This is a genomic window from Streptomyces doebereineriae (genome assembly GCF_031845645.1).
GTDB lineage: Bacteria > Actinomycetota > Actinomycetes > Streptomycetales > Streptomycetaceae > Streptomyces > Streptomyces canus.
Genome location: NZ_JAVREZ010000022.1, coordinates 23571 through 42061 on the forward strand (window position 1 = coordinate 23571; position 18491 = coordinate 42061).

The 18491-nt window shown below is 70.8% G+C and carries 19 protein-coding genes; 12 read left to right on the plus strand and 7 right to left on the minus strand.

Going from position 1 to position 18491, the window contains the following annotated elements:
* The first annotated feature begins 28 nt into the window (after nucleotides 1-28).
* From RNB18_RS41710 to RNB18_RS41725, 4 genes are all read left to right on the plus strand, one after another.
* Complete coding sequence (locus tag RNB18_RS41710; RefSeq protein WP_311719326.1) at nucleotides 29-1567, plus strand: ATP-dependent DNA ligase; 1539 nt, start codon at nucleotides 29-31, stop codon at nucleotides 1565-1567.
* Nucleotides 1564-2025: an NUDIX domain-containing protein gene (locus RNB18_RS41715; RefSeq protein ID WP_311719327.1), complete on the plus strand. Its 462-nt coding sequence runs from the start codon at nucleotides 1564-1566 to the stop codon at nucleotides 2023-2025. Before RNB18_RS41710 ends, RNB18_RS41715 begins: the two co-directional genes overlap by 4 nt.
* Nucleotides 2026-2095: 70 nt before the next feature.
* Nucleotides 2096-3481 (plus strand): NADP-dependent succinic semialdehyde dehydrogenase, encoded by a 1386-nt coding sequence (locus tag RNB18_RS41720; protein ID WP_311719328.1) that lies wholly within the window; start codon nucleotides 2096-2098, stop codon nucleotides 3479-3481.
* A gap of 25 nt (nucleotides 3482-3506) precedes the next feature.
* Nucleotides 3507-3743: a DUF6213 family protein gene (locus tag RNB18_RS41725; protein WP_057610635.1), complete on the plus strand. Its 237-nt coding sequence runs from the start codon at nucleotides 3507-3509 to the stop codon at nucleotides 3741-3743.
* A gap of 77 nt (nucleotides 3744-3820) precedes the next feature.
* On the opposite strand, the gene RNB18_RS41730 is transcribed toward RNB18_RS41725, so the two are convergent.
* On the minus strand, nucleotides 3821-5047 hold the full coding sequence (locus RNB18_RS41730; RefSeq protein WP_057610634.1) for an acyl-CoA dehydrogenase family protein: 1227 nt from the start codon (nucleotides 5045-5047) through the stop codon (nucleotides 3821-3823).
* Nucleotides 5048-5218: 171 nt separating this feature from the next.
* Between RNB18_RS41730 and RNB18_RS41735 the strand changes: the two genes are divergently transcribed.
* Nucleotides 5219-5863, plus strand: coding sequence for a TetR family transcriptional regulator (locus RNB18_RS41735; protein ID WP_311719329.1), 645 nt, complete (start codon nucleotides 5219-5221; stop codon nucleotides 5861-5863).
* 57 nt (nucleotides 5864-5920) lie between these two features.
* Here RNB18_RS41735 and def read toward each other — a convergent pair whose 3' ends face one another.
* On the minus strand, nucleotides 5921-6475 hold the full coding sequence (def, locus tag RNB18_RS41740) for a peptide deformylase (RefSeq protein ID WP_311719330.1): 555 nt from the start codon (nucleotides 6473-6475) through the stop codon (nucleotides 5921-5923).
* Nucleotides 6476-6586: 111 nt separating this feature from the next.
* Here def and RNB18_RS41745 point away from each other — a divergent pair, with 111 nt between their 5' ends.
* The 4 genes from RNB18_RS41745 (at nucleotide 6587) to RNB18_RS41760 (ending at nucleotide 10847) form a co-directional block, all read left to right on the plus strand.
* Nucleotides 6587-7825 (plus strand): MurT ligase domain-containing protein, encoded by a 1239-nt coding sequence (locus tag RNB18_RS41745; RefSeq protein WP_057610631.1) that lies wholly within the window; start codon nucleotides 6587-6589, stop codon nucleotides 7823-7825.
* A 16-nt stretch (nucleotides 7826-7841) separates the two neighbouring features.
* The gene (locus RNB18_RS41750) at nucleotides 7842-8570 is read left to right on the plus strand and encodes a type 1 glutamine amidotransferase (RefSeq protein WP_266377852.1); all 729 of its coding nucleotides are present in this window, start codon (nucleotides 7842-7844) and stop codon (nucleotides 8568-8570) included.
* Between the two features lie 197 nt (nucleotides 8571-8767).
* Complete coding sequence (locus RNB18_RS41755) at nucleotides 8768-9793, plus strand: 6-phosphofructokinase (RefSeq protein ID WP_311719331.1); 1026 nt, start codon at nucleotides 8768-8770, stop codon at nucleotides 9791-9793.
* A 103-nt stretch (nucleotides 9794-9896) separates the two neighbouring features.
* Nucleotides 9897-10847 carry a cytochrome c oxidase assembly protein gene (locus RNB18_RS41760; protein ID WP_311719333.1) on the plus strand — a complete coding sequence of 317 codons (951 nt, stop codon included), beginning with the start codon at nucleotides 9897-9899 and terminating at the stop codon, nucleotides 10845-10847.
* Between the two features lie 119 nt (nucleotides 10848-10966).
* On the opposite strand, the gene RNB18_RS41765 is transcribed toward RNB18_RS41760, so the two are convergent.
* Nucleotides 10967-11287: a hypothetical protein gene (locus RNB18_RS41765; RefSeq protein WP_311719459.1), complete on the minus strand. Its 321-nt coding sequence runs from the start codon at nucleotides 11285-11287 to the stop codon at nucleotides 10967-10969.
* On the opposite strand from RNB18_RS41765, the gene RNB18_RS41770 reads away from it, so the two are divergent.
* Genes RNB18_RS41770 through RNB18_RS41780 form a run of 3 tightly spaced genes read left to right on the plus strand, consistent with a single transcriptional unit; the run spans nucleotide 11171 to nucleotide 14457 of the window.
* Nucleotides 11171-12352, plus strand: a complete 1182-nt coding sequence (locus tag RNB18_RS41770; protein WP_311719460.1) for a PASTA domain-containing protein — start codon at nucleotides 11171-11173, stop codon at nucleotides 12350-12352. The two genes, RNB18_RS41765 and RNB18_RS41770, sit on opposite strands and share 117 nt — an antisense overlap.
* Before the next feature lie 46 nt (nucleotides 12353-12398).
* Nucleotides 12399-14267 (plus strand): serine/threonine-protein kinase, encoded by a 1869-nt coding sequence (locus RNB18_RS41775; protein ID WP_311719334.1) that lies wholly within the window; start codon nucleotides 12399-12401, stop codon nucleotides 14265-14267.
* A 13-nt stretch (nucleotides 14268-14280) separates the two neighbouring features.
* The gene (locus tag RNB18_RS41780) at nucleotides 14281-14457 is read left to right on the plus strand and encodes a hypothetical protein (RefSeq protein ID WP_031053721.1); all 177 of its coding nucleotides are present in this window, start codon (nucleotides 14281-14283) and stop codon (nucleotides 14455-14457) included.
* 2 nt (nucleotides 14458-14459) lie between these two features.
* Here the strand turns inward: RNB18_RS41780 and RNB18_RS41785 are convergent, their stop codons facing one another.
* Genes RNB18_RS41785 through RNB18_RS41800 form a run of 4 tightly spaced genes read right to left on the minus strand, consistent with a single transcriptional unit; the run spans nucleotide 14460 to nucleotide 18482 of the window.
* Entirely contained in the window at nucleotides 14460-15665 is a 1206-nt protein-coding gene (locus tag RNB18_RS41785) for a sensor histidine kinase (RefSeq protein ID WP_311719335.1), read from the minus strand.
* A complete protein-coding gene (locus RNB18_RS41790; protein ID WP_311719336.1) occupies nucleotides 15662-17374 on the minus strand; it encodes a sodium/solute symporter in 1713 nt (570 codons plus the stop codon). Before RNB18_RS41790 ends, RNB18_RS41785 begins: the two co-directional genes overlap by 4 nt.
* Complete coding sequence (locus tag RNB18_RS41795) at nucleotides 17371-17730, minus strand: hypothetical protein (protein ID WP_057610623.1); 360 nt, start codon at nucleotides 17728-17730, stop codon at nucleotides 17371-17373. The genes RNB18_RS41790 and RNB18_RS41795 overlap by 4 nt, the downstream gene beginning before the upstream one ends.
* Before the next feature lie 2 nt (nucleotides 17731-17732).
* A complete protein-coding gene (locus RNB18_RS41800; protein WP_306984864.1) occupies nucleotides 17733-18482 on the minus strand; it encodes a LytR/AlgR family response regulator transcription factor in 750 nt (249 codons plus the stop codon).
* Nucleotides 18483-18491: the final 9 nt, after the last annotated feature.

The window sequence follows — 18491 nt, forward strand, 5'->3', positions numbered from 1 at the left end:
CCCGCCGCCTCCGGTGCAGGATGGCTGCATGCTGCTTGCCCGGCTGGCACACGTGTCCCAGGAGGTCGCCGCCACCTCGGCGCGGTCCCTGAAGATCGCGCTCCTCGCCGAACTGTTTCGGGACGCCGAGGCGGACGACGTTCCGATCGTCATCCCGTACCTGGCCGGACGGCTCCCGCAGGGCCGGCTCGGCATCGGCTGGAAGGTGCTCAGCCGCCCGGTCGCCCCGGCCGCCGAGCCGACCCTGACCGTGCGCGAGGTGGACGCGCTGCTCAGCGAGCTGGGCAAGGTCGCGGGCGCGGGCTCGCAGGCCGAACGCGGCCGGCTGGTGGGCGAGTTGATGGGCGCGGCCACCGAGGACGAACAGCGGTTCCTGTTCGGGCTGATCAGCGGAGAGGTCCGGCAGGGGGCGCTGGACGCGGTCGCCACGGAAGGGCTCGCCCAGGCGACGGGGGCACCTCCCGCCGACGTACGCCGTGCCGTGATGCTCGCGGGCTCCCTCCAGACGGTGGCCGAGGCCCTGCTCACCGACGGCCCGCCCGCCCTGGACCGCTTCCGCCTCACCGTCGGCCGCCCGGTCCTGCCGATGCTGGCGCACAGCGCCTCCTCAGTGGCCGAGGCGGTCGAGAAGCTCGGCACCTGCGCGGTCGAGGAGAAGCTGGACGGCATCCGCGTCCAGATCCACCGGGACGGGGATGCCGTACGGCTGTACACGCGCACCCTCGACGACATCACCGACCGGTTGCCCGAGTTGACGGCCGCCGCGCTGGAGTTGAGGGGCGAGCGGTTCATCCTGGACGGCGAGGTGATCGCCTTCGACGAGGACGGTCGGCCCCGTTCCTTCCAGGAGACCGCGGGCCGGGTCGGCTCCCGCGTGGACGTGACGACGGCCGCCGAGGCGGTCCCCGTCTCCCCCGTCTTCTTCGACGCCCTGTCCGTCGACGACCGCGACCTCCTCGACCTGCCCTTCGCCGAACGGCACGCCGAGCTGGCCCGGTTGGTGCCCGAGCCGATGCGGGTCCGGCGCACGCTGGTGTCCGGGCCGCAGGATCTCGGGGCGGCCGAGGAGTTCCTCGCCGAGACGCTGAAGCGCGGCCACGAGGGCGTCGTCGTGAAGTCCCTCGACGCGCCCTACAGCGCGGGCCGGCGCGGCGCCTCCTGGCTGAAGGTCAAACCCGTGCACACCCTCGACCTGGTGGTGCTGGCCGCCGAGTGGGGCCACGGCCGCCGCACCGGCAAGCTCTCCAACCTGCACCTCGGCGCCCGTACGGCGGACGGCGGCTTCGCCATGCTCGGCAAGACCTTCAAGGGCATGACCGACGCGATGCTCACCTGGCAGACCGAACGGCTCCAGGAGCTGGCCGTGGAGAGCACCGGTCACGTGGTGACCGTACGGCCCGAACTCGTCGTCGAGATCGCCTACGACGGCCTCCAGAGGTCGACCCGCTATCCGGCCGGAGTTACCCTCCGCTTCGCGCGCGTGGTCCGCTACCGCGAGGACAAGCGGCCCGAGGAGGCCGACACCGTGGAGACGCTGCTGGCCGCGCATCCCGAGGTGAGGCCGTGAGGACCAGCGCGGGCCTGCTGTTGTTCCGGCACACCGGTGACGGCCTGGAGGTGTTGCTGGGCCATATGGGTGGCCCATTCTTCGCCCGGCGGGACGCCGGAGCGTGGACGGTTCCGAAGGGAGAGTACGAGCCGGACTCGGAGCCGGCCTGGGACGCGGCCCGCCGCGAGTTCCAGGAGGAGCTCGGGCTGCCGCCGCCCGCCGGGGAGGCCGTACCGCTGGGTGAGGTCCGGCAGACGAACGGCAAGGTCGTCACGGCGTGGGCGATCGAGGCGGACCTCGATCCGGCGACCGTGGTCCCGGGCCTGTTCAGCATGGAGTGGCCACCGAAGTCCGGGCAGATGCGGGAGTTCCCCGAGCTGGACCGGGTGGAGTGGTTCGGCCTCGACCGGGCCCGGGCCGTGATCGTCAAGGCGCAGGCCGCGTTTCTCGACCGGCTGGCTGAGCACTCGGCCTGACGTCCACGCGTTGCGGTCGCCCCCGCCGCGCGGGAAGGTCGAAGCACATCAGCTCTTCAGGAGGTCGGTCATGCCCATCGCGACGGTGAACCCGGCGAACGGCGAGACGCTCAAGACGTACGAGGCCATGGGCGAGGAGGAGATCGAACGCCGGCTCCAGCTCGCCGAGGCGACGTTCCGCACCTACCGCACGACGTCCTTCGCGGAGCGCGGCCGTCTCCTGGACCGGGCCGCCGAGCTCCTCGACGACATCCAGCAGGACATCGCCCGGGTCATGACCACCGAGATGGGCAAGCCGGTCAAGCAGGCCCGCGCGGAGGCCGCCAAGTGCGCCAAGGCGATGCGCTGGTACGCCGAGCACGCGGAGTCGCTGCTGGCCGACGAGGAGCCCGCCGAGTACGACGTCAAGGACTCCGGCGCCTCCCGCGCCCTGGTCCGCTACCGGCCACTGGGGCCCGTGCTCGCGGTGATGCCGTGGAACTTCCCGCTGTGGCAGGTGGTCCGCTTCGCCGCGCCCGCACTGATGGCGGGCAACGTCGGCCTGCTCAAGCACGCCTCGAACGTGCCGCAGACCGCGCTGTTCCTGGAGGACCTGTTCCATCAGGCGGGCTTCCCGGAGGGCTGTTTCCAGACCCTGCTCGTCGGGTCCGGCGCGATCGACGACATCCTGCGCGACGAACGCGTCAAGGCGGCCACGCTCACGGGGAGTGAGCCCGCCGGGCGGGCCGTGGCGTCCACCGCCGGGAACATGGTGAAGAAGACGGTGCTGGAGCTCGGCGGCAGCGACCCGTACATCGTCATGCCGTCCGCGGACATCGACCGGGCCGCCGAGATCGCGGTGACCGCGCGGGTGCAGAACAACGGGCAGTCCTGCATCGCCGCCAAGCGGTTCATCGTGCACACGGACGTCTACGACCGTTTCGCCGAGCGGTTCGTCGAGGGCATGAAGGCCCTCAAAGTCGGCGACCCGCTCGAGGAGGACACCGAGGTCGGGCCGCTGTCCAGCGAGCAGGGCCGGGCCGACCTGGAGGAACTCGTCGACGACGCCAGGCGCAGCGGGGCGAGCGTGCTGTGCGGCGGGCAGCGGCCGGACGGGCCCGGCTGGTACTACCCGCCGACCGTCATCGCCGACGTCACCCGCGAGATGCGCATCCACCGCGAGGAGACGTTCGGTCCGGTGGCCACGCTGTACCGGGCGGACGGCCTCGACGAGGCGGTGCTGATCGCGAACGACTCGCCGTTCGGGCTGAGTTCCAACGTGTGGACGCGGGACGAGGCCGAGGTCGACCGGTTCGTACGGGATCTGGAGGCCGGCGGGGTGTACGTCAATGGGATGACCGCCTCGCATCCGGCGTTCCCGTTCGGCGGGGTCAAGCGGTCCGGATACGGGCGTGAGCTGTCCGGGCACGGAATCAGGGAGTTCTGCAACATCACCACGGTTTGGCACGGAGCGTGACGCTTGCGCGGCTAACATCCCGGGTGTGAACCGCGAAGTGACTCTGCCTCTGATCGTCGATGACCGCGGGACCCTGCAGGTGACTGCCGCCGATGTGAGCAAGTTGCTCCGCAGTCTTGGCGGGCGATGGCTGCACCTGGTCGAGGCCGGGGCCGACGGGCTCGACGAGGATACGGTGGCCGCGCTGACGATCGAACTGGCCAAGCTGGCCGATCGGATCGATGTGGCCTGTATCGCGCACAGCAGCGGCAGCGCGCCCTAGGGCTTGCTGGTTCGCTGCCGTGTGCGTCTTCGCCGACCCGGCGGACGAGTCGGCGAAGACGTGCTGTTCGGACTTCGTCAGCGGATGGACATGCCGGACAGGGTCCGGGCGATGACCAGTCGCTGGATCTCGCTCGTGCCCTCGAAGATCGTGTAGATAGCGGCGTCCCGGTGCATGCGCTCCACCGGGTACTCCCGGGTGTAGCCGTTGCCGCCCAGGATCTGGACCGCCTGCGCCGTGACCTTCTTTGCCGTCTCACTCGCGAAGAGCTTCGACATCGAGCCCTCGGCGGCGGTGAACTGCTTTCCGTTGATCGCCATCCAGGAAGCGCGCCACACCAGGAGACGGGCCGCGTCGATGGAGGTGCGCATGTCCGCGAGCTGGAACGCCACGCCCTGGTTGTCGATGATCGGCCGCCCGAACTGCTCACGCGTCTTGGCGTAGTCGAGGGCGACTTCGTAGGCGGCCCGGGCGGTGCCCACGGCCATGGCGCCCACGGCGGGCCGCGACGCCTCGAACGTGGCCATCGCCGCGTTCTTCACCCGCTCCCCGCCGGTCTTCGCCCGCTCCCGGGCCCGCGCGAGGCGCTGGTCCAGCTTCTCCTTGCCACCGAGGAGGCAGGAACCGGGCACCCGGACGTTCTCCAGCACGACCTCGGCCGTGTGCGAGGCACGGATGCCGTGCTTCTTGAACTTCTGGCCCTGGGACAGCCCCGGCGTGTTCGGCGGCACGATGAAGGACGCGTGCCCCTTGGAGCCGAGCTCGGCGTCGACGACCGCGACGACCACGTGGACGTTGGCGATACCGCCGTTGGTCGCCCAGGTCTTGGTGCCGTTGAGCACCCACTCGTCCTTGGCCTCGTCGTACACGGCACGTGTGCGCATGGAGGCCACGTCGGAGCCGGCGTCCGGCTCCGACGAGCAGAACGCGGCGACCTTGACATCGTTCGCGTCGCCGTACATCTGGGGGATCCAGGTACCGATCTGCTCCTCGGTACCGTTGGCGAGAACGCCGACAGCGGCGAGACCGGTGCCTACGATCGACAGGGCGATGCCCGCGTCGCCCCAGAACAGCTCCTCCATCGCCATCGGGATACCGAGCCCGGTGGGATCGAAGTACTGCTGGGCGTAGAAGTCGAGGGAGTAGATGCCTACCTTCGCGGCCTCCTGGATGACCGGCCAGGGAGTCTCCTCACGCTCGTCCCATTCGGCGGCCGCGGGGCGGATGACGTCGGCGGCGAAGCCGTGCAGCCAGTCCCGGACCTCCTTCTGTTCGTCGTTGAGCTCCATGGTGAACTCGGCCATGTCCCCTCCAGCGGCGACGCACGTGCATGTTACTTGCGGTAACCCGAGTCTGTTACCCACGGGTAGGAAAGTCAACTCCCGATGACCAGTCAGCAGCCTGTTCGATGCCTCTCGCCTGCCGGGTGTTAGTTTGCGCAGGCGTTACCGATTCAGTACGGGTGGGGAGAGCTCATGGACACCACACAGCGGACCGATCAGCAGCGGTCCGCCGACCGCCGCCGGCGTGAACTGCTGGAGGCCGCGGACAGAGTGGTGCTGCGCGACGGGCCGCAGGCCTCTATGAACGCGATCGCCGCAGAGGCCGGCATCACCAAGCCGATCCTGTATCGGCACTTCGGTGACAAGGGGGGACTCTACGCTGCCCTCGCCAAGCGGCACACGGATGCGCTGCTGGACTCGCTCCGGGCCGCGCTGGACGCTCCGGCGGAACGGCGTGAGCGGGTCGAGGCGACGCTGGACACGTACCTGGCCGCGATCGAGGCCCGGCCTCAGGTGTACCGGTTCCTGATGCACCCCGCCGAGGGGGGTCAGGTCGGGGAGCAGGGGTTCGATGTCGGTAAGCATTCCGCGCCCTTGCTGCGCAGGATGGGTGAAGAGTTGGGGCAGGTCATCGAGGAACGGCTGGATCTCGGGCCCGGGAGTCAGTTGCTGGCGCGGGTGTGGGGGCACGGGATCGTCGGGATGATGTATGCGGCGGGTGACTGGTGGCTGGGGGAACGGCCTTGCCCGCGGGCGGAGTTGGTGAAGAGTCTGGCGGATCTGTTGTGGGGGCGGCTCGCTGCGGTGGGGGACAAGGTGGGGGGTCCTGGGTTCTGACGGTTGCCGGTCGGCTGCTGGTTCGTGGGGGCTGGTCGCGCAGTTCCCCGCGCCCCTTCAGGCCGGACCAGTCCCCGTGCTCCAAGAGGCCCGCCCTACTTGTCGCATCAGTCTGCGGTGGCGTCGCCCCTTCACGCGGTCCGCGTAGACCTTGCCCTCCAAGTGGTCGCACTCGTGTTGAAGGCACCGAGCGAAAAACCCGGTCCCGTGCACCGTGATCGGCTCTCCGGTCGCGGTGAAACCCTCCACCACCGCATGGTCGTGACGTTCCGTTCCCGCCTCCAGGCCCGGCAACGACAGGCAGCCCTCGGGGCCCCTCAGCACCACACCGTCCGTCGCCACGAGGCGTGGGTTCACCAGATGTCCGAGGTGACGCACCTCCTCGTCGTCCGGGCAGTCGTAGACGAAGACGCGCAACGGCACGCCGATCTGGTTGGCGGCGAGGCCCACGCCCTCGGCCGCGTACATCGTCGCGAACAAGTCCTCCACCAGGGTCGCCAGTTCGGGACCGAAGTCCGTGACGTCCTCGCAGGGTGTGTGCAACACCGGGGTGCCGAGCAGGGTGACCGCGCGGACGCGCCCCCGCGTGCCCGGAATGGAGCCGTTTCGCATGGCCGCAAGGGTACGGCGATTCGGGAGTGCTTACGGATCTCGATAGGCTGAGGTCCACACCACGTGGCCGGAGGCTGTGCGCGGCGCGTACGCAAGGAGGATCGAGATCTGATGACAGGCAACTCGGACCCGCTCTCGCCGCGGGCCAAGCTGGCCGTGACGGCGGGCAAGGCCGTCGCGGCGGCATCCCGAGCCGCGGGTCGCGGCAGCGGTTCGGTCATCGGCGGCCGGGTGGCCCTCAAACTCGACCCCGACCTTCTTGCCCGGCTCGCCCAGAACCTGGACGTCGTCCTCGTCTCGGCGACCAACGGAAAGACCACCACCACCCGGCTGATCGCGGAGGCACTGGGCGCCGCCGGGCCCGTCGTCTCCAACGCCCTCGGCGCCAACATGCCCGCCGGTATCACCTCCGCCCTCGCGGGCGGCTCGGACGCCCGGTACGGCGTCATCGAGGTCGACGAGAAGTACCTCGCGGGCGTGGCTCGCGACACCGACCCCAAGTGCATCGCCCTGCTGAACCTCTCCCGCGACCAGCTCGACCGCGCCGCCGAGACCCGCATGCTCGCGGAGAACTGGCGCGAGGGGCTCGCGGGTTCGAAGGCCGTCGTCGTCGCCAACGCCGACGACCCGCTCGTCGTGTGGGCCGCCTCCTCCTCCCCCAACGTCATCTGGGTCGCCGCCGGACAGATGTGGAAGGACGACGCCTGGTCCTGCCCGTCCTGCGGTGGCGTGATGCAGCGGCCGGGCGACGACTGGTTCTGCGGTGAGTGCGGGTTCCGGCGTCCCACGCCGAGCTGGGCCCTGTCCGGCGACCATGTGCTCGACCCGCACGGCTCCGCCTGGCCCATCCACCTCCAGCTGCCCGGCCGCGCCAACAAGGCCAATGCGGCTTCCTCCGCCGCCGTGGCCGCCGTCTTCGGCGTGCCGCCGCAGGTCGCCCTGGAACGCATGTACCAGGTGCAGGCCGTGGCGGGGCGCTACGACGTCGTCCAGTTCCAGCAGCGCGACCTGCGCCTGCTGCTCGCGAAGAACCCGGCCGGCTGGCTCGAAACGTTCAGCCTGATCGACCCGCCGCCCACCCCGGTGATCCTCTCCGTCAACGCCCGCGGCGCCGACGGCACCGACACCTCCTGGCTGTGGGACGTCGACTACACCCGCCTCACCGGCCACCCGATCTGCGTGATCGGCGACCGTAAGCTGGACCTCGCGGTGCGACTCGAGGTCGCGAACCAGAACTTCCAGGTCTGCGACAACCTCGACCAGGCCGTGCAGATGAGCCCGCACGGCCGTATCGAGGTCATCGCGAACTACACCGCCTTCCAGGACCTGCGCCGCCGCGTCGGCAACTGAGACACAGGGGACTTTTGTGAGCGACAACAGCCTGCGGATCGTCTGGATCTACCCCGACCTGCTCAGCACCTACGGCGACCAGGGCAACGCCCTCGTCATCGAACGCCGGGCCCGCCAGCGGGGCCTCGACGTGGCCCGTCTGGACGTGCGCAGCGACCAGCCGATCCCGACCTCCGGCGACATCTACCTGATCGGCGGCGGCGAGGACCGGCCCCAGCGGCTCGCGGCCGAGCGGCTGCGCCGGGACGGCGGTCTGCACCGGGCCGTCGGCAACGGCGCGATCGTGTTCTCGGTGTGCGCCGGCTACCAGATCCTCGGCCACGAGTTCATCAACGACCTCGGCCAGCGCGAGCCCGGCCTCGGCCTGCTCGACGTGGTCTCCGTGCGCGGTGAGGGCGAGCGCTGCGTCGGTGACGTGCTCGCCGACATCGACCCGCGCCTCGGCCTGCCCCCGCTGACGGGCTTCGAGAACCACCAGGGCGTCACCCACCTCGGCCCCACCGCCCGTCCGTTCGCCAACGTCCGGCTGGGCAAGGGCAATGGCACCGGGGACGGTACGGAGGGGGCGTACAACGACACGGTCTTCGGTACGTACATGCACGGACCCGTGCTCGCGCGCAACCCGCTCATCGCCGACCTGCTGCTGAAGCTCGCGCTCGACGTGAACGCGCTGCCGCCCACCGACGACCGCTGGTACGAGGCCCTGCGCAACGAGCGCATCACAGCTGCTCAGCAGCCCGCCTGAGCAGGAAGTTCACCTAGGTTCCAGACGTCTGTCACCGGCCCGTCTGACGCGGAGTCCGCACAGGTGAGCGGACTCGTCCAGCAGGCGGACGCGTTCTACGGCCCCGCCCCCCTGTGCCGCTAGGGTGGCGGGGTTCGAGCCGGACGACGTGGTCCGGACCCGACCCACGTTGATTCGGTGAGAGGGTTTTTCCGGCTATGCGCATTGGTGTCCTCACGTCCGGCGGCGACTGCCCCGGCCTGAACGCCGTCATCCGGTCCGTCGTGCACCGTGCCGTCGCCGACCACGGCGACGAGGTCATCGGTTTCCGGGACGGCTGGAAGGGCCTCCTGGAGTGCGACTACCTCAAGCTCGACCTCGACGCGGTGGGCGGCATCCTGGCCCGCGGCGGCACGATCCTCGGTTCCTCCCGGGTCCAGCCCTCGCATCTGCGGGACGGCGTGGAGCGGGCCAAGGGGCATGTCGAGGAGCTCGGGCTCGACGCGATCATTCCCATCGGCGGTGAGGGCACGCTCAAGGCGGCCCGGCTCATGTCGGACGCCGGTCTGCCCATCGTGGGTGTGCCCAAGACCATCGACAACGACATCGCGGTCACGGACGTCACCTTCGGCTTCGACACCGCGGTAGGGGTCGCGACGGAGGCCCTCGACCGGCTCAAGACCACCGCCGAGTCCCACCAGCGGGTGCTCGTCGTCGAGGTCATGGGGCGGCACACCGGGTGGATAGCGCTGCATTCCGGGATGGCGGCCGGCGCGCACGCCATCGTCGTACCGGAGCGGCCCTTCGACATCGAGGAGCTGGCTCGCCGGGTCGGGGAGCGGTTCGAGGCGGGGAAGCGGTTCGCGATCGTGGTCGTCGCGGAGGGCGCCAAGCCGGCGCCCGGCTCCATGGCCTTCGACGAGGGCGCCAAGGACATCTACGGGCACGAGCGCTTCGCGGGGATCGCCCGTCAGCTGTCGATCGAGCTGGAGGAGCGGCTGGGGAAGGAAGCCCGGCCGGTCATCCTGGGCCATGTGCAGCGGGGTGGTACGCCGACCGCGTACGACCGCGTCCTTGCCACCCGGTTCGGATGGCATGCGGTGGAGGCCGTGCACCGTGAGGAGTTCGGCCACATGACGGCTCTGCGAGGGACCGACATCGTGATGGTGCCGCTCGCGGAGGCCGTCGAGACGCTGAAGACGGTGCCGGAGGACCGGTACGCCGAGGCGGAGTGCGTGCTTTAGGTCGTACGGCGGTTGTGTGCCCCCGGTCCAGGACGTGACCGGGGGCAGTCTTAGTCTGGGGCGGACAGACTCGCACAACCCCCACGAATCAGGAGCCGCCGCGATGGACCACAGCGGGCACGGCATGACCCACGACTTGGCGCCGTTCACGCTGGGACGAGGGCTTCAGTGGTCGGCCGACCCCTTCTTCCTCGTCGCCTGCCTCCTTGCGCTCGGTCTGTACACATGGGGAGTCGTGCGGCTGCGGCGCAGGGGGGACGCGTGGTCCGTGGGGCGGACCATTTCCTACGTGGCCGGTGTGCTGTCCATCGGGCTGATGATGTGCACCGGGCTGAACGACTACGGCATGGTCATGTTCAGCGTGCACATGGTGCAGCACATGGTGATCAGCATGCTGTCGCCGATCCTCATCCTGCTCGGCGCCCCGGTGACCCTGGCTCTGCGGGCCCTGCCCGTCACGGGCAAGGGGCGCAAGGGACCCCGTGAGCTGCTGCTGGCGCTGCTGCACAGCCGGTACATGCGGATCATCACGCACCCGGCGTTCACCATTCCGCTGTTCATCGCGAGCCTGTACGCGCTGTACTTCACGCCGATCTTCGACTTCCTGATGGGGTCGAAGACCGGCCACATCGCGATGATGGTGCACTTCCTCGCCGTCGGTGTCGTCTTCTTCTGGCCGATCATCGGCGTCGACCCGGGACCGCAGCGGCCCGGGTATCTGATGCGGATGCTGGAGCTGTTCGCCGGGATGCCGTTCCACGCCTTCTTCGGCATCGCGCTGATGATGGCGTCCGAGCCCATGGTGGAGACGTTCAAGAACCCGCCCGCCTCGCTCGGCATCGACGCGCTCTCGGACCAGAACTACGCCGGCGGTATCGCCTGGGCGTTCAGCGAGATTCCCTCCGTACTGGTGCTGATCGCACTGCTGTTCCAGTGGTACGGCTCCGAACAGCGGCAGGCCAAGCGCACGGATCGGGCCGCCGACCGCGACGGCGACAAGGATCTCGAGGCGTACAACGCGTATTTGGCCTCATTGAACGCACGGGGGCACTGAAAGGCTTCGTCTTTCCGAAGCATTCAGTAGCATGAAGCGCGTTGGGGGAACCGCCGCCGGGGGGAGCGGTCATGACACTTCGCGCATTTATGCACAGGATCGCCGTCCTGGCGATTTTCTCACTGCTGCTGAGCGGTTGTGAGAAGGGAAATCCACTGACGGTGGTCAAGGCAGTCGCCGTCGGCGTGCCCTCGCTCGCCCCGTTCTTCGAGGAGAACAGCGGGCTGGGCAGGGACGCCACCACCGTGCGGTCGCAGCCCGTCCAGGGAAGTCTCCAGCAGGGGGACACTCCAGGTCTGTACGGCGGCAGCAAGCAGCCGACCATCTGTGACGTCGCCACACTCGAACGATTCCTCACCGATCCCAGGAATCACCAAAAGGCACAGGCGTGGGCCGGCGTGCTGAACATCGGCACGGAAGAGATACCGGAATACCTGGATCGACTCACACCGGTTCTGCTGCGTCACGACACTCTCGTCAAGAACCACGACTACAAGAAGGAAAAGGCCGTCCCGTACAACTCCTTGCTCCAGGCGGGAATCTCGATTCTCGTCGATGAACAAGGGCTTCCGGCTGTGAAGTGCTCGTGTGGAAATCCACTGCGGCCCTTCGAGGGTGACACCGGCCGGATTTCCGTCCAGTTCGAGGACGGCAACAAGAAGTGGGCGGGATACCAGCGGGAGTCGGTGGTGGCCGTGAAGCCCGCTCCGCGGAAACTGGCTCGGATCGCTCTCGTCGACGTCCAGGAGCCGGCCCGCGGCATCAACCGTCCGGTCGGCAGCACCGGTGAGAAGGACACCACCTTCAACACGAAGAAGCGGCGCACGGTGCCGGACCTGGCCGGGACGACCTTCGCCCGGGCCAGTCGGGAGCTGATCGACGCCGGTCTGGCGGCCGGGTACGCCGGGCAGGGGGTGCCGTCCGACGGCGCGAAGGTCACGGCGACCGACCCGCCCGCGGGGACGGAGCTGCCGTTCGGGCAGTACGTGATGCTGACCGTGGCCGGGGGCGGCACGAGCACCTCCGGCGGGGAGACCGGGCCCACGACCACTCCCCCGCCGCCCTCCTCGGGGGCGAAGACACCGCCGAAGAGCACCCCGCCGAAGTCGGGATCCTCGGGATCGTCCGGCGGACGGCCCGGGGAGTCCTCCTCGCCACCTCCGTCCTCGTCGAGCGGCAGGCCCGGGGCGTCCTCGTCACCGCCGTCGTCGAGTACGGCTCCCGGCTCGCCGTCGCCCGAGAAGTCGAGCAGTCCGCCGAGCCCGCCGCCCTCGACCGGTTCACCGCCGACCGGCGCCCCGGTCACCAGCAGCGCGCCGCCACCACCACCGGCGACGACCAGCGCGCCCGCCACCAGGGAGCCGCCCAGCAGCGCTCCCTCGACCACCAGGCCGGCCACCTCGCCACCCGCCACGAGCGAACCCGCGACCACTGAGCCCGTGACCACTGAGCCCGCCACCACTGGGCCCGTATCCGAAGGGCCGAGCAGCACGGTCGCCGCGTAGCACCCCCGAAGAACCCGAGGAACCCGCAGAACCGGAGAGTCACCGGATGTCTTCAGGATCACCGACGTCGGGAGTGGGCCGGATCATCGCCGGCCGCTATCTGTTGCTCAACCCGCTCGGCAGCGGCGGCATGGGCCATGTGTGGCTCGCCCACGACGAGAGACTCGACTGTGCGGTCGCGCTCAAGGAGATCGTGTTCCGTGACGCGGTGGAGGCGGACCACGAGCGGGAGGCCCGGGTGGCACGGGCCCGCGCGGAGGCCCGGCACGCGGCGGGGCTGCGTGGCCATCCGCACGTGGTGACCGTGCACGACGTGCTGGAGCACGAGGGGCTGCCGTGGATCGTCATGGAGTACGTGGCGGACGCGGTGGACCTGCGTGACCTGGTCGACTCCCGCGGACCGCTCGCCCCGGCGGAGTGCGCCCGGATCGGCCTCGCCGTGCTGGACGCGCTGACCGCCGGGCATCAGCGGGGCGTGATGCACCGGGACGTCAAGCCGGCGAACATCCTGCTGGCGCCGGACCGCGCGGGATCGCCGTACGGACGCGTCCTGCTGACCGACTACGGCATCTCCGTGCAGCCGGACGCCGGGGAGACCCGGTACACGCTGGCGTCGGTGCTGGTGGGCACGTCGGGCTATCTGGCGCCCGAGCGGGCGACGGGCGGAGCGCCCACGCCGGCCGCCGACCTGTTCTCGCTGGGCTGCACGCTCTACCACGCCGTGGAGGGCATGGGTGCCTTCGAGCGGGAGTCGCATCTCGCCGAGGTGACCGCGGTGGTCATGGAGGAGCCGCGGCCCGCCGTGCGCGCCGGTGCGCTGGGTCCCGTACTGCAGGCGCTGCTCGCCAAGGACCCCGGGCAGCGATGGTCGGCGGCGGAGGCGGAGGCCGCGCTGTCGCGGATCGTGACGCCGCAGGCCGAGCCGTACGTCCGCACGCAGACCGACCTCGGTTCCCAGCCGCCCTGGGCCGGGGTGCAGGTGCCGCCGCCCGGGCCGCCGCCGAACGGACACCGGCCCCGCACCGAGGGCGAGCCGCCCTTCGTGCTCCCGCCTCCGCCGCCGCAGGGCGGCCGTCGGCGGCGGGAGCGCTCGCACGCCCTGCGGGCCGTCCTCGCCTGCGGTCTCGGGCTGCTGCTGGCCCTGGGCGGTGTCTGGTACGCCATGGCCGACCGGTCGTCGGACGGCGGGGGCGGACAACAGGGCTCCCGGCAGCCGTACGGCGAGACGGTCGGGCTCACGAAACCGCTGCGGGACGGCGACTGCGTCATCGCCGACTGGCCGGGCTCGGAGCGTTTCCGGGGCACACCTCGGCTGCGGCTGGATCCCACCTGCGGGACGGCCCTGGACGGCCAGGTGATGGCGTTCGTGACGACCTCGTCGGCCGACGAGGCGCGGCGGGCGGGGGCGGCGGGGTGCGAGGAGCGGACGCGGGAGATCCGGGACCGGCTCGCGGACGTCCGCAGCCAGGCCGTCGTGCCGACCGACGGGGGCTTCGCGGCGGCGGGCCGACGCACGGCGTGTCTGGTGCTGGGCGGGAACGGGCCGGTGTACGGGCCGATCGGGACCCATCGCAGGCTGGGCTCGGGGTTCGCGGACACGGCGACCATGCAGCGGCGGGACTGTCTGGACGTGCGCACCAACCGGGACGCCCGGCTGGTCTCCTGCGAGGGCTCCCACGACGAGCAGGTGCTCGGATTCACCCGTCTGGACCCCGATGTCACGCTGTCCGAGGCGCGCACCGAGTCGGACACCGCGTGCGCGCGTGACGTGCCGCCGGGCGACTACGGCTTCGATCCGTCCGTCTACACCGCGGGCTCCTGGACCAGTGCGGGCCCCTGGAAGAACGGCACACATTTCGTCGTGTGCACCGTCCGCAGGCAGAACGGGGGCACCATGGAGGGGGACGAATCCTGAGGAGGGTGTTGCGATGCCCGGTACCGGTTCCACGGATGGCTCGACCCGAACGATGGGGGTGCTCACCGTCGGCGGTCTCGTCGCGGTGACCGCCTACACGGTGGCGCTCGGCAGCAACGGCTGGCTGTGGTTCGGCTGGGTCGTGCTGGGCCTGATCACCCTGGGGATGGTGGCCACCCGCAGCACCTGACGTCAGCCGTCCGTGAGACGGCCCGCCGAGTGCACGCCCGGCTGGTACTTGGGCAGCCGGGCGGTGATCTTCATGCCCGCGCCGACGGCGGTCTCGATGACGAGGCCGTAGGAGTCGCCGTACACCTGGCGGAGCCGGTCGTCGACGTTGGACAGCCCGATGCCGCCCGAGGGGCTGACCTCGCCCGCGAGGATACGGCGGAGCAGGACCGGGTCCATTCCTGCGCCGTCGTCCTCGATGACGACCAGTGCCTCGGCGCCGGTGTCCTGGGCGGTGATCTGCAGGTGGCACTTCTCGGTCTTGCCCTCCAGGCCGTGCTTGATGGCGTTCTCGACCAGCGGCTGCAGGCACAGGAACGGCAGGGCGACCGGCAGCACCTCCGGGGCGATCTGCAGGGTGACGGAGAGGCGGTCGCCGAAGCGTGCCCGCACCAGCGCCAAGTAGTGGTCGATGGCGTGGAGTTCGTCGGCGAGGGTGGTGAAGTCGCCGTGCCTGCGGAACGAGTAGCGGGTGAAGTCGGCGAATTCGAGGAGCAGTTCGCGGGCGCGTTCGGGGTCGGTGCGGACGAAGCTGGCGATCACCGCGAGCGAGTTGAAGATGAAGTGCGGGGAGATCTGGGCCCGAAGTGCCTTGATCTCGGCCTCGATCAGACGGGTCCGGGACTGGTCCAGGTCCGCCAACTCCAGTTGGACGCTCACCCAGCGGGCGACCTCCCCGGCCGCGCGGACCAGGACGGCCGACTCGCGGGGCGCGCAGGCGACCAGGGCGCCGTGGACGCGGTCGTCGACGGTGAGCGGGGCGACGACCGCCCAGCGGACCGGGCAGTCGGGGGCGTCGCAGGTGAGCGGGAAGGCCTCGCCGCGGCCGGTCTCCAGCGGGCCCGCGAGGCGTTCCATGATCTCGGTGCGGTGGTGGCTGCCCACGCCGTCCCAGACCAGGACCTGTTTCTGGTCGGTGAGGCACAGCGCGTCCGTGCCGAGCAGTGAGCGCAGTCTGCGGGCCGACTTGCGGGCGGTCTCCTCCGTCAGCCCCGCCCGCAGCGGGGGCGCAGCCAGGGAGGCGGTGTGCAGGGTCTCGAAGGTGGCGTGTTCGACGGGGGTGCCGAGGCCGCCCAGGGTCTGCGCCCGGGCCGTACGCCGGCCGAGCCAGAACCCGGCTGCCAGCAGCGGGAGGATGGCCACGCACAATCCGGCGAGGAATCCGCTCATGCCTTCACCTCCGCCCGCAGTTCCTCCGGCAGGTGGAAGCGGGCCAGGATCGCCGCCGTGCCCGCCGGTACCCGGCTCGCGGTGGCCAGGGACACCAGCACCATGGTGAGGAAGCCGAGCGGCACCGACCAGAGCGCGGGCCAGGCGAGCAGGGCGTGCAGCGGGCCGCCGGCCGGGAAGCCGGCCATGGTCGCGGCGACGGCGAGGAACGCGGAGCCGCCCCCGACCAGCATGCCCGCGGCGGCACCGGGCGGGGTCAGCCGCCGCCACCAGATGCCGAGCACGAGCAGCGGGCAGAAGGAGGACGCGGAGACGGCGAAGGCGAGCCCGACCGCGTCGGCCACCGGCAGGCCGCCGACCAGGACGCTCGCGGCCAGCGGGACGCACATCGCGAGGACCGTGCCGAGCCGGAAGTGCCGTACGCCGCGCGAGGGCAGGACGTCCTGGGTGAGCACGCCCGCCACGGCCATGGTGAGTCCGGAGGCCGTCGACAGGAACGCGGCGAAGGCCCCGCCCGCCACCAGCGCGCCGAGCAGGTCGCCGCCGAGGCCGCCGATCATCCGCTCCGGGAGCAGCAGGACGGCGGCGTCGGCGTCCCCGGTGAGGGTGAGTTCGGGGGCGTACAGGCGGCCGAGGGCGCCGTAGACCGGGGGCAGGAGGTAGAAGCAGCCGATCAGGCCGAGGACGGCGACCGTGGTGCGGCGGGCGGCGACGCCGTGCGGGCTGGTGTAGAAGCGGACGACGACATGCGGCAGGCCCATGGTGCCGAGGAAGGTCGCGAGGATCAGTCCGTACGTGGCGTACAGGGGCCGTTCCTCGCGGCCCGCGGCGAGGGAGGTCGACATGCCGTCGCTGGTGCCTCGGTCGGCGGCGGGGACGGTGGTGCCCTTGGCGAAGGTGAGCTCGGTGCCCCGGTCGATGTGGTGGGTGCCTGCGGGGAGTTGGAGCTGTTGGTCCTCGTGGCGTCGGCCGTCGACCGTGCCGGTGACCGTGACGGTCAGGGGGGTCTCCAGCTTGAGGTCGAGGGTGGAGTCGACGCGGACCACCCGCTGTTCGCGGAAGGTCGCCGGTTCCTCGAAGGCGTGGCTGGGGGCGCCGTCGCCCTGCCAGGCGAGGATGAGGAAGAGGGCGGGGACGAGCAGGGCGGTGAGCTTGAGCCAGTACTGGAAGGCCTGCACGAAGGTGATGCTGCGCATGCCGCCCGCGGCGACGGTGGCGACCACGACGGCCGCGACGATCACTCCGCCGAGCCACTGCGGCGCCCCGGTCAGGACGGTCAGCGTCAGTCCGGCGCCCTGGAGTTGGGGCAGCAGGTAGAGCCAGCCGACGCCGACCACGAAGGCGCCCGCGAGCCGTCGCACGGCCTGGGAGGCGAGCCGTGCCTCGGCGAAGTCGGGCAGCGTGTAGGCGCCGGAGCGGCGCAGGGGGGCGGCGACGAACAGGAGCAGGACGAGATAGCCGGCCGTGTAGCCGACGGGGTACCAGAGCATGTCGGGGCCCTGGACGAGGACCAGGCCCGCGATGCCCAGGAAGGACGCGGCGGAGAGGTACTCGCCGCTGATGGCGGCCGCGTTCAGGCGGGGGCCGACGGTGCGGGAGGCGACGTAGAAGTCGGACGTGGTGCGGGAGATGCGCAGGCCGAACGCGCCGACGAGGACGGTGGCCACCACGACGAGCGCGACGGCGGGGACCGAGTAGCTGGAGTTCATCGGTCCTCGACCAGCCGCACGAAGTCCCGTTCGTTGCGTTCGGCGCGGCGTACGTACCAGCGGGCCAGCAGGACCATCGGGACGTAGAGGCCGAAGCCGAGGACGCCCCATTCGAGGCGGTGGGCGTCCGGCATGGCCGCGAAGAGCAGCGGGAGCGGCCCTATGAGGAGTCCCAGGAAGGCGAACACCGCGAGGGCGGCGCGCAGTTGCGTGCGCATCAGGGAGCGGACGTAGGTGTGACCGAGGGTGGTCTGTTCGTCGATCTCGGTGCGCGGCCGGTAGTAGCCGGAGGCGGGGCGGCTGCGTCGGGGCGGGCCGGTGACGACGACGCGCCGCTCGACGGGGTCCTGCGGCATGACTACGGCCTCCTCATCAGCAGGTCCCGCAGCTCACGCGCGTGGCGGCGGCTGACCTGGAGTTCCTCGCCGCCGACGACGACGCTCACCGTGCCCGCGTCCAGGCGCAGTTCGCCGACGTGGCGCAGGGCGACCAGGTGGCGGCGGTGGATGCGGACGAAGCCTCGGGAGCGCCAGCGTTCCTCCAGGGTGGACAGCGGGATCCGGACGAGGTGGCTGCCCTTGTCGGTGTGGAGGCGGGCGTAGTCGCCCTGGGCCTCGACATGGGTGATGTCGTCGACGGCGACGAACCGGGTCACTCCGCCGAGTTCGACGGGTATGTGGTCGGGGTCGGGTTCGTGCACGGGGATCCGGGGCGCGCTGCCGAGGCGTTCGGCGGCGCGGCGGACGGCCTCCGCGAGGCGTTCCTTGCGCACCGGTTTGAGCACGTAGTCGACGGCCTTGAGGTCGAAGGCCTGGACGGCGAAGTCCTCGTGGGCGGTGACGAACACGACGAGCGGCGGGGTGGCGAACCCGGTCAGCAGCCGGGCGAGGTCGAGGCCGTCGAGGCCGGGCATGTTGATGTCGAGGAAGACGACATCGATCGCCTCGGGCCCGCCGGGTCCCGACTCCAGAGCGCGGTTGATGCGGCGCAGCGCCTCGGTGGCGTCACCGGCGCCCTCCACACTGCCGATCCGGGGGTCGGCGCTCAGGAGATAGAGAAGTTCCTCCAGCGAGGGGCGTTCGTCGTCGACAGCCAGGGCGCGCAGCATGAACCCGGA

Excerpts from the sequence above, each read along its gene's own strand:
- RNB18_RS41710 (WP_311719326.1), top strand. The coding sequence starts at position 29 with ATGCTGCTTGCCCGGCTGGCACACGTGTCCCAGGAGGTCGCCGCCACC.
- RNB18_RS41760 (WP_311719333.1), top strand. The coding sequence starts at position 9,897 with ATGGACCACAGCGGGCACGGCATGACCCACGACTTGGCGCCGTTCACG.
- RNB18_RS41785 (WP_311719335.1), bottom strand. The coding sequence starts at position 15,665 with ATGAGCGGATTCCTCGCCGGATTGTGCGTGGCCATCCTCCCGCTGCTG.
- RNB18_RS41730 (WP_057610634.1), bottom strand. The coding sequence starts at position 5,047 with ATGGCCGAGTTCACCATGGAGCTCAACGACGAACAGAAGGAGGTCCGG.
- RNB18_RS41720 (WP_311719328.1), top strand. The coding sequence starts at position 2,096 with ATGCCCATCGCGACGGTGAACCCGGCGAACGGCGAGACGCTCAAGACG.
- RNB18_RS41745 (WP_057610631.1), top strand. The coding sequence starts at position 6,587 with ATGACAGGCAACTCGGACCCGCTCTCGCCGCGGGCCAAGCTGGCCGTG.
- RNB18_RS41775 (WP_311719334.1), top strand. The coding sequence starts at position 12,399 with ATGTCTTCAGGATCACCGACGTCGGGAGTGGGCCGGATCATCGCCGGC.
- RNB18_RS41790 (WP_311719336.1), bottom strand. The coding sequence starts at position 17,374 with ATGAACTCCAGCTACTCGGTCCCCGCCGTCGCGCTCGTCGTGGTGGCC.
- RNB18_RS41755 (WP_311719331.1), top strand. The coding sequence starts at position 8,768 with ATGCGCATTGGTGTCCTCACGTCCGGCGGCGACTGCCCCGGCCTGAAC.
- RNB18_RS41800 (WP_306984864.1), bottom strand. The coding sequence starts at position 18,482 with ATGCTGCGCGCCCTGGCTGTCGACGACGAACGCCCCTCGCTGGAGGAA.
- def (WP_311719330.1), bottom strand. The coding sequence starts at position 6,475 with ATGCGAAACGGCTCCATTCCGGGCACGCGGGGGCGCGTCCGCGCGGTC.
- RNB18_RS41780 (WP_031053721.1), top strand. The coding sequence starts at position 14,281 with ATGCCCGGTACCGGTTCCACGGATGGCTCGACCCGAACGATGGGGGTG.
- RNB18_RS41735 (WP_311719329.1), top strand. The coding sequence starts at position 5,219 with ATGGACACCACACAGCGGACCGATCAGCAGCGGTCCGCCGACCGCCGC.
- RNB18_RS41795 (WP_057610623.1), bottom strand. The coding sequence starts at position 17,730 with ATGCCGCAGGACCCCGTCGAGCGGCGCGTCGTCGTCACCGGCCCGCCC.